11 protein-coding genes are annotated in these 8,799 nt (G+C 58.7%); 6 read left to right on the top strand and 5 right to left on the bottom strand.

Annotated elements, in window-relative coordinates:
• The 3 genes from GNZ13_RS12740 to GNZ13_RS12730 form a co-directional block, all read right to left on the bottom strand.
• On the bottom strand, positions 1–167 hold a 167-nt coding region (locus GNZ13_RS12740), incomplete at its 3' end, for an SDR family NAD(P)-dependent oxidoreductase (protein ID WP_172164418.1).
• A gap of 120 nt (positions 168–287) precedes the next feature.
• On the bottom strand, positions 288–704 hold the full coding sequence (locus GNZ13_RS12735; protein WP_172164391.1) for a hypothetical protein: 417 nt from the start codon (positions 702–704) through the stop codon (positions 288–290).
• A gap of 134 nt (positions 705–838) precedes the next feature.
• Complete coding sequence (locus GNZ13_RS12730; RefSeq protein WP_172164415.1) at positions 839–1,111, bottom strand: helix-turn-helix domain-containing protein; 273 nt, start codon at positions 1,109–1,111, stop codon at positions 839–841.
• A gap of 897 nt (positions 1,112–2,008) precedes the next feature.
• On the opposite strand from GNZ13_RS12730, the gene phaP reads away from it, so the two are divergent.
• The 5 genes from phaP to hfq all read left to right on the top strand — a co-directional run bounded on the left by phaP (position 2,009) and on the right by hfq (position 5,363).
• Entirely contained in the window at positions 2,009–2,584 is a 576-nt protein-coding gene (gene phaP, locus GNZ13_RS12725) for a TIGR01841 family phasin (protein ID WP_172164421.1), read from the top strand.
• Between the two features lie 310 nt (positions 2,585–2,894).
• Entirely contained in the window at positions 2,895–3,113 is a 219-nt protein-coding gene (locus GNZ13_RS12720) for a hypothetical protein (protein ID WP_172164412.1), read from the top strand.
• Positions 3,114–4,044: 931 nt separating this feature from the next.
• A complete protein-coding gene (locus GNZ13_RS12715) occupies positions 4,045–4,623 on the top strand; it encodes a hypothetical protein (protein ID WP_172164409.1) in 579 nt (192 codons plus the stop codon).
• A gap of 101 nt (positions 4,624–4,724) precedes the next feature.
• Positions 4,725–4,955: a hypothetical protein gene (locus tag GNZ13_RS12710; protein ID WP_172164406.1), complete on the top strand. Its 231-nt coding sequence runs from the start codon at positions 4,725–4,727 to the stop codon at positions 4,953–4,955.
• Positions 4,956–5,084: 129 nt separating this feature from the next.
• Positions 5,085–5,363, top strand: coding sequence for an RNA chaperone Hfq (gene hfq / locus GNZ13_RS12705; protein ID WP_172164403.1), 279 nt, complete (start codon positions 5,085–5,087; stop codon positions 5,361–5,363).
• A 724-nt stretch (positions 5,364–6,087) separates the two neighbouring features.
• Here hfq and GNZ13_RS12700 read toward each other — a convergent pair.
• Together GNZ13_RS12700 and GNZ13_RS12695 are read right to left on the bottom strand one after the other, a co-directional pair.
• Positions 6,088–6,324, bottom strand: a complete 237-nt coding sequence (locus GNZ13_RS12700) for a hypothetical protein (protein WP_172164400.1) — start codon at positions 6,322–6,324, stop codon at positions 6,088–6,090.
• Between the two features lie 961 nt (positions 6,325–7,285).
• Entirely contained in the window at positions 7,286–7,576 is a 291-nt protein-coding gene (locus GNZ13_RS12695) for a hypothetical protein (RefSeq protein WP_172164397.1), read from the bottom strand.
• A 280-nt stretch (positions 7,577–7,856) separates the two neighbouring features.
• On the opposite strand from GNZ13_RS12695, the gene GNZ13_RS12690 reads away from it, so the two are divergent.
• Positions 7,857–8,075, top strand: coding sequence for a hypothetical protein (locus GNZ13_RS12690; protein ID WP_172164394.1), 219 nt, complete (start codon positions 7,857–7,859; stop codon positions 8,073–8,075).
• Positions 8,076–8,799: the final 724 nt, after the last annotated feature.

Here is an 8,799-nt window from a genome sequence, read left to right as displayed (position 1 = left end):
ATGAAGGAAAAGCCAAGCTCGGCCTGGTCGGCCAACCACCTTTCCCGTCGCGACGAGTTGGGCCCGCATCCGGCCACGACCGTGAGCCCATCCTTATAGAGACGCTGACATATCAGCGTTCCAATTCCACCCATGCCGCCAGTCACGTACGCAATTCGCTTTGCCATGTTCTATCTCTGGTTCTTGCTACGGTTAAAGGACCAACGTACTTTTTGCCTGGAAGCTACCCCGCGTTTCCGACGTGCGTGCCGGACGAGCCCCCTTTCCGCCGCACCGTCCGGTGGCGTTCAGGCAGCTTCGGTCATTGCACCCGCCCGACTCATCCGTGACTGGGTGAATCGCTGCTTTGGGGCGATGGGCTTCCGGGTAGACACAGGTTTGGGCGGCACGCCGGGTGTCTGCTCTGGCAGACGACCATGCTCGATAAAGTGGTGAAGCACCTTGACTGCCTCCGGCTTGCAGCGCTGCTCCAGTCTCCCGAGAAGTGCATCCGCAAATCCCTTCAGGTCCTCGCGGCCGTGACATGCCTCGAACTGGAGAAGGGTTTCCCTGACCGCCGCGTGAATACTGTGCTCGTACAGCATGCTCGCGATATGCGAAGCACCTCGCGCCAACTCCATCTCGCAACCATTGAAGCGCCGGACGTCATCAGTCGACCGTTTACGTTTAGCTGCCTTCACATCGATACCCCGGTTTTCCGTCAAGCGCCTGCCGCGTCGACTTATAAATGCCGGCTGGCGCGTCGCCGCGCGCCAGTCGGACTGAGTTGACAACACAAGGATGAATACGGACGCACGGCACGCCGACTCCATACTCCGCCATCTCCACGAAATGCGGATTAGGCGACCTGAGCGTGCCCCGTGCAAAGCCAGTGAACGTCGAGATTGAGGACGGCGGCCAGACGCATACAGGCGTTCAACGGCGGCACGGTGATTCCGCGTCGCCAATATTGCACCTCGTATTCGCTCACGCCCAGCCACCTCGCTGCGCGCGCCGAGCTGATGCCGGCCCGTTTGAATGCCCGGTCAAGGCGGGCAGCCAAGGCCCGCCTGAGGCGGTCGTCCTCGATGCTACGCTCGAGGTGACCAATATTCGTGGTACGTCGATTCATCTTGTTTAACGTCTCTCAGCTTTTATTTTTTATGCGTTTCAGCGCCAACGCATTCGCGGCGTCGAATGAAGTTACGTGTTCGCCATGACAGCCTTGTGACTCCGTATTGGCCCGCTCGTCACCTCGACCCCGAACTTTCGTAACTGTTGTATGCACAACTATTTATCCGCATGCACATCGACGTCAAGTGAAAAAATAAGTCTGCGAAAATCTTTGCGCTACATCAAGCTCGCTCTTCCCTTCTTTGCAGCCGAGGAATGTGCAGAACCGCACAGACGATTTTAATCCATCCGTAATGCGAACCATGAACGACCGACCGTGCTTTTCCAGATTCTTCAGAAGGGGCGTCACTGACAGGGTTCGTCGATGACGGCTCGCGCAAGGGATATGCGTCTTGGGTCGACCGCGACGCGATACCAGAATCTTCGCCGCTGCCTAAACGACCGAAACGAAAATATTTTTGCAACGCGTTCGCCTGCAGTCAGGTGAACCGTTGGCGGCACGGTCACCGCAGGCAGACAGGGAAGCAAACCAGAGGCGACGACTTTTCGCATGCTCCAGAGCACTCCGAAACGCATCCTGAAGATGGACGTCTATCTTTTGGCGCATTGCACTCACCTGAGGAAAGGGTCATTTCCGGATTTTCAGCGAGACCCGCTCCTTAGACCGGGTTTTCACCTAGATAACGTTTACGCCTCAACGTCAACAAGGCATTTGCCGGTGCGCTCACGCACCGTTCGCCGCCACGACTGAACAAACGATTGACATTTACGCACTCAACCCTAGAATCCAATATTGCTGCATCGCACCAACGGTTCCCACTCTGTGGCTAATAGCTCGCGACTCCGTTCATCGGTCTCCCAGATATTCGGCCCATTCCCCTCCATGGAGTTAGTGATGAGCAGTCTTGCCCCTGAACAATTAGCCGCCGCGCAGAAAACCAGCGTCGGAACAACGTTTGTTATCCTGAATAAAGCGTTCGACGGCATCGAAAAGCTGGCCGAGCTGAATGTGCAAGCGGTCAAATCAAGCCTCGCTGAAAATCAGGAAATCCTGGTCAAGGCGTTTTCAGGCGGAGAGCCGCACGCGTTGTTCGCACAACAGGCAAGCCACGCTCAACCCACCATAGAAAAGGCACAGTCGTACTGGCGCCACGTTTGCGAAATCATCTCCAGCACTCAAGCCGAGTTCGCGGCGGTCGCCGAAGCGCAACTCAAGCAGTCCCAGCAAGATGCACTGGCTTTTGTCGACAGCCTCGCGAAGAAAGCGCCGGCAGGAAGCGAAACCGCTGTGGCAGCATGGAAAACGTTCATCACCACGGCAAACGAGACGGCGAACACGACGTACGAAGCTGCGAAGAAGGCCGCAAAGCAGGCGGTGGAGACTGCGGAGAGCAATATCAGCACGGTGGCATCGGCTTCGGCCAAGCGGACTCGACTGCTTGCAGCACCGGTCGAAGCCAATGAGAAGTAATAGCGTCTTGTCGTAGCTCACTGCTGTCAAATCTTCCAAGCGAGCCCCCGCTCGCGTTGGTTGCGGGTGGCCGTCAGTGGCGCCCGGAACGCTTGGAGGCGACCAGTGCGCCTCGTACGCCGTCACGGAACCCGTCCTCTGAGCCATAAATTTTCATGCGGCGTTGCGCAGGTCTCCTGCCCTAGCTGCGGTTGATTTCGTCCGGTATCAATCACGCGAAGCGACCACATTCCTCGCGGCTGGAGGTGCATCGAGGCGAGTGCCACAGGGCAACGCCGAGCCGACGGCAACGAGACTGAAGGAGGAGCGGATGAACACGGCTGAAAGGTCCCTGCGTTCGCTGGTTGAAAAATGGCTGACGCCAACTGCGGCGACGCCGATTCGGGTTACCCGTTTCACTCGCACAGGCTCTAGCCGCAAGCGTTACGTACGCGTTGATGCACAGCGCCCGGAAGGTTCGATTGGGCTTTTTTTCTTCCGGCACGATGACGGCACATGGCAGGTGTTCCCGCCCGGGACCGGTGGCTAACAATATGTGCCGGCGGCAGCGCCGTGTAATTGGGTCATCGCCGCGTCCTGTCCGTTGTATTGATTGATGACAAAATGCGAACTATATTGTTATACGTTTTATAACAAACCAGTTAGATGCCGTCGTTCGTCCCGTACGCACGCCGGGCAGGAAAAGCAGGTTAATCAGAGCGCATGCAATGACTGCCACTAACAGAAATTCGACGGACATGGGGGCGGAAGGAGCGGATTCTCTGTTCTCCAGAACGTACTGGCGTGGGCGAGTTCTTCAGGCACTTGCGACGCCGGGACTTTTGCCAAACCAACAGCAACGGCTTCAGAGACTGTTGGAAAGCATCGACTCCTCCCTGCCTGCCTGAAATACCCGTCTCCAGTTCGGAGCTCTCGATGCGTTCAGCCAACCGCTAGCGGGGCTCGCATATGTAGGTGGAGCTCGCCTCCTCCGGAGCCACTGCGGAGTTTCCACGGCTCCGCGACATCGAAGTCGTGAGCTGGTTGCAGATGCAACTAGAGTTATCGCCCCCCGGGCGAGCGCCGTATAGTTAGGAGGGTCCGCAGCGGCACCTGCCGTGGCCCGATAGCCTGACACTTCCTTCCCTTGTCGGACGCAGCCAGCGGAATGTGGGCCTGCGCACATATCTTCGGGCGTTACTGTACAGGACGCGAATTCTCCAATATAAACTCCAGAAGCCGTGCAGTCGCCTTACGCTGTTTTTGCCAAAGGAACCACCATGATTTCCTTGCGCAAGACCAACACAGTCAGCGAGCTTTCCCGCAAAACAGGCCGGCCGACCTCGTGGCGCGCGACCGTGACCGCCTTCGCGAGCATAGCCGTCCGAACGCTGGCGGGCGTCCTGCTTCTCGCGGCCTGTGCGAGTGGCCCGGGAAACGGCCGTCCTGCCGAAAGCGCAAGCTTCCCCTGACCCCCACCAATGCCCTCTGCTTCGACCGTCCTGCCTCGTGATGCCGTCTTCCGGGATGCGCCAACACTTGGCGTTGCTGCTGCGCGGATAAATGCGGCGCTCGACAAGGCACGCTACGGTGACCGCAGGTATTTCGTTATCAAGGGGGGATTTGTGCTGCTCACACGCATCGAGCAGACAGAGAAAGACGGCACGCCAAAGCCGCCTCCGGCGCGCTGGGACACGCAGATATCGTACATCGATTCGTTCTCGGTGCCGGGTATGCTCAAGACGTTCGTGCTTGCGCCGGACGGTTACTTTCAGGTGTTGGCGTTTGTGGTAACCGATGAACCGGTCAACTCCCGAAAAGTTGCTGGAACCGACGTAGAGGTATCTCACTTGCTCGCGAGCGGACTGCATTATCCGCCCCCGTCGGTGACACTTACACCCACCTCAAAGAACAACCAGTGCACAGTGCTCGTGTACGAGTTCGAGAAGAGCGCCGATTCCAAAGACACAGACAAACTGTTCAGCCAGAAAGGGCGCATGACCGCACAGGAGCACCTGGCAAAAGCCTCGCTCTGGACGGCACTTGAGAGCACACAATGACCGACAAAACATACCGGTACGGGCTTGCCGGGATATGCCTGGTACAACGCCCACCGACGCGCTCGGACGGTGGTCGTGCCCGGTCCCAGGACACAACGACGATGAAAGGAAAAAAGGTGTCGGCCGAGGCATGCGCCCTTGAGCGCGTGGTGAGCGCCGCGCGCGAAGTACAAGCTGCGTCACTACGGCTGGAAGCGCACTACGCAGAAGACCCAAATGAGCTGCCGTCGTCGCTCCAACTGGCCAGATTTGCGGCGGCCATGCAGGAACTGAAGAACGCGCGGGAAGCCTTCGATACCCTGGTCGAGAAAAGAGACCTGACCTCCCCCTGACAGCAATCTCACGGGTCAGCTTTGTGAGGGGGCAGCCGTTAGACCTCAGCATTTCCCCGTACTCGCCCTGATGGAATGCCGCAGCCGAATTACCATCGACTGTTCACGTCCATAACGCTGGAGTTCCTCATGGTCCTTCCATCCTCCGTACAAGACGGGTTTCTCCAGATGTTGTCCAGAGACAAGACCGCTGTAAGCGTCTTTCTCAAGAGCGGCATCCGTCTGACCGGAAAAATCGAATCATTCGACCGCTACACCGTCGAGCTGGCGTCGCCCGGTGGCTCGCAATCCATCATGAAGCACGCAATTGCCACCGTACTTCCGGGCGGGTGGAAGCCGCCCGCACGCTCCGCTTCGGACATGCCCGAAACCCGAGAGCGCCAATTGAATCGGCGTCGGATTCGCTAATAGCCCAAGGAAGGTTCTCCTGCGCCCGTTCGGACAGGACGCCCCTGCCGCGAGGCCGCGGAAATTCTTGTGGTCCGGCGTGGACGCTTTCGGTCTGGAAGGATTCCTGCGTAGTGTAGCCAAGGTTCCGGCTCTGTTGGCGGCATGCGCGGCACAGGCCGGTTGAAACATGGCGCCTCTCTCGCCTTGGTGTTTGGCGTGAAGCTCGAAATCATCCCCGATGGTTCGCTGGCCCGCATGGATGCAGTGCGCATCGCCGTTACACTGAGCTTGCATCACGGTCCTTTGGCATCTTGGAAATGTCATTAGCCCGCCCCCGGTGGCGGGCTAAGCACTCGCATTCCTCCGCCGTACGCAAGCGGGTCGCCGTTCTCCGCGGGTACCCGGTATCGCCGCTCGCCTTCACGGAGCATCGCAAAGAGGCGATTCCGCTGGGCCTGAGTGACACTGACAGGTAACGCGATGTCAAGCGCGGCCACGAGGCCTGCCATGTCGGCGAGAAATGCCAGCAGCACAATAGGCGGGAGCGCCCAGTTCAGAAGTTCGAAGCGGTCTCTTTTTTGCTTGTCTCAGGCGGCGCGCCATACTGAGTTCAGTCGCGTCACCGTTCATCTGACTCGAGACCCGCTCAAAGCCGGAGGACTTTTCTTTCAGACTCGCCCTTCGCTTTGATGGAATTCAACACGACCGCGCGCATCACTTTGTCCGATTGATAAACATCGAATCATCCAGCCCCGAGCACGCGCAATACAGCATTTCCCATGGCTGTAAGTGCGAACCTGGCTTGGCCTTGTTCCGATTCAAGCAGTTGGACCAGTCCGACTTCGCGAAGCGCCATTACATCCGGCGTCACCGCCATCAGCTCGACAGGTGCGTCGTGCAGTCGCAAGAGCGTCGCGATTTCATGCGCACTCAGGCACCGCGCCTCTTCGGAGGCGCGTTTGAGTTTAGCTGCCTTCATATCGATACTCCGATTTTGCGACAGACGCTTCGCACGTTATCTTCGAATCGCCTGCATGCGCGTCGTCGTGGCCGCGACGCCGACCGAGGTGCGAGCATCGAGACGTATCTGGATTCACGGTGTGCCGACTCCTTACCCCGGCGATTTTCACGGAGGGCAGCCTAGGCGACATGGGGTTACCCCGTACAGAGCCAGTGAACGTCGAGATTGAGGACAGCGGCGAGACGCGTACAAGCGTTTAGCGGCGGAACCGTGATTCCGCGCCGCCAATATTGGACGTCGTCTTCACTCACGCCTGACCACTTCGCTGCGTAGGCTGAACCGATGCCGGCCCCTTTTGAATGCCCCGTCAAGGCGCGCGGCGAGGGCGCGTCTAAGGCCGTTGTCCTCGGCGCTACGCTCGAGGTGTTCGATAGTTTGAGCGCGTCGACTCATATCGTTTGATTTCTCTCACGACCGTCGGCTCTGCGGCAACGCGGCCCACGAGCGGACGTTTGTGCCTGTCGCTTCGCGCAGCCCCTCGCACGTCCGCTTCGCCATCACGATTGCGCAACTGCATCGCTTCGTTACGGTATCAGCGCCCATCCAGCATCCCGCCTGGCCGCGCATCCCGCAACACCGCCGGGCATCCTGGCCCATCAATCGCCATAGCCCCGAAGACTCCCATTGCATCGGGGCACTTCGCGGTTTCCTCCCTTCAGGTTTATTCAACGCCTGCCCGCACGCGCCGTCGCGCGCCCCCGAGCCCGCGGACATGGGCAGGCGTCGAACAAACCTCAAGACGAGGGGCCAGTCACCAAAGACTGCTGAATGGCCGTTAACCTTGGAAGAGACCGCCGTGGTCGCGCGGGGTCGAACAGCGGCAACGGGGTCGGGAATGCCCATCCGACATCGGCGCGACATGGCCTGCACCCTTGTAGCCCTTATAATGCTACCGCTTGTGTCAATCTCTATTCTTCGTTCACGTTTGGGTCATCCAACCCGCCGTCACGTCGCCCTTCTGTTCGATCTTGACGGGACGTCGCGCCTTGAGCACGCGCAATAGGCCTGACCAGACCGCCGCGGTGAAGCCGACGATCTGCATGATGGTCCAGCCGTTCGCGATCGCCGTCGCCCCGCTCCCCGAGAAGATGTCCTTGATCTGCGATAGCAGATACTGTGAAGCGACGAGGTCGATCCCGAATGATCCAGCCTTTTGGCTGGCGTTCAGCTGCACGCGGATTTCTGCCGCGTTGCTGTTTATCTCGCGCACTGGTACGCTTCCAGTGCGGCTGCATCATGTCGCGCCAGTCGATGCGCTCATTGCGTAGAAAGCGGTACGCCCCAATGCACTCGGTTCAGCCGCAGGATTGGCACAACATCGAAACAGCGCGCCGATTCCAGCTCCAGGTAGCACCTTTTTGTGAAGAGTCTGTGACCAGTTCCCAAAACAACTAAGCTTTCTGACGTCAACGAAACCGAGTCCGATGCGTTATGGGGTTGGGCGACGCAAAGGTTCGTCGCCTCGCCACCCCCCTATTCTGGAGAATGACTTGAAAAAGCTTGCTGCCGCCCTGATTGCATCGCTGTTCGCCACTGTCGCGTTCGCCCAGGCCTCTGCACCGGCCGCGACCGCCACGGCTCCGACTACGACTGCTACGACTCCGGCCCCTGCCCACAAGACGATGAAGCACATGCATAAAGTGAGTCACCACGTGGCGCACAAGAAGGCCCCCCAAAACGCCCCCGTCGGTGCTTCAGCCGCGCAGTAAGACACAGCCTCGGCGTAAAGCATCAGAACCCTGCTTCGGCGGTAACGCCGTTCAGAAAAGGTCCTTTCTAAGGTACCGGACGGCGTGAAGCATTACCGCATAAGCGGCCCTTTTTCTCATCGCGATATACTGCGCGTTTGCTAAGCCTTCACCAACCGCAAACCGTATTGAATCTGGCGCTCTTGCGGCAATAATTCTGTCAACTCGCCGCGGAAACTCGCGACCATGGTCGCTCAGCCGTGCGAGACAAGGGTTTCGAGGAGCGAATTGATTTGGTCACCGGCGAAAGCAGGTCCTGCAGGTTGCCGGGTCTCAGAGCGGCAGGGACTCAGTGCCATGAGCGGCCTTTCGGGTGAGCTTTCACACGTACACTCGAATGTTGTCTGTTCCCCAGATAGGGGACGTTCGAGAGTCGGCTGCTAAAGACGCCGTGACCTTCCATTTGCCGGCCCTTACACGATGAAGCTCCAGGAGCTATCTTGGATGCTCGCTGTCACTGACCGCACGAAAGAAAGGCGAACCTTCCGGCGGTCGCGTGATCGAAGAACTCGTTAGACGCCCGATAGCCTAATCCGACGATCATAGTTCATCTGTGCCAGCACTTTTCGCATGGCCTTCACCTCTCTCTCGTCGACCTTTCGAAGATCCAGCTCATAGCTCCGCAGACTGGTTGTCAGGCGGACTACGGCTAATTTTCTGTCAAGGTGGAGTCCTTCCAGCAATT

The organism is Paraburkholderia elongata, assembly GCF_013177735.1.
GTDB lineage: Bacteria > Pseudomonadota > Gammaproteobacteria > Burkholderiales > Burkholderiaceae > Paraburkholderia > Paraburkholderia elongata.
This window is presented reverse-complemented; position numbering and strand designations above follow the sequence as displayed.